This window comes from Achromobacter sp. Marseille-Q0513 (assembly GCF_018195695.1).
Taxonomy (GTDB): Bacteria; Pseudomonadota; Gammaproteobacteria; order Burkholderiales; family Burkholderiaceae_B; genus Achromobacter.
Map to the genome: position 1 here is coordinate 1 of NZ_JAGTJY010000477.1, position 527 is coordinate 527.

General features: G+C 59.0%; 1 protein-coding gene. It reads right to left on the reverse strand.

Going from position 1 to position 527, the window contains the following annotated elements; all coding sequences use genetic code 11:
* The coding region (locus KDH83_RS31350) for a hypothetical protein (RefSeq protein WP_212323029.1) at positions 1 to 527 on the reverse strand (527 nt) is incomplete at both ends.

A 527-nucleotide genomic window follows, 5' to 3' on the forward strand; every position in this document is an offset into this window, starting at 1 on the left:
GGCCCGCAGGAGATAGGAAACCGTGATCGTATTGGACAGTTCTTGGCCTGCCAGCGCCGCATTGGATCTGATGCTGGCCAGAATTTCCTGATGTTCCTTCTGGTTGGCCTCTATCGAGGCTTTCAGACTTGCGAGCCGCTCCTGCCTTTCCTTAATGGCGAAATTCAGCAAGACCTGGTGTTCCCGTTGCAGGACCGCCAGGGCGCCGGTTAGGAATCGCTTGGCGTCTTCTGGAGAATAGCCGTTGACCTGCATCTGGAAGAGGTCTGGGCCCTTCTGGACCTGCGTGACGAATGTTTTCTGGGCCAGCTTTGCTTCTGCGTTGTCCAATACATCGACGGGCATGTCTGCCGTACGCAGGGCCTCCTGGACGAATGATGGAAACTGGGTTCGGGCGAGCACGGCTGCAGGATCGGTCACGGCGCGCGCGCCGGCGATTTGGCCGATTTTTGCCAGCGCCATGGCAGGCCAGACTTTCGGCTGCGCCATCGCAATGGCAACGGCGATGGCAAGGCCAGCCAATGTTC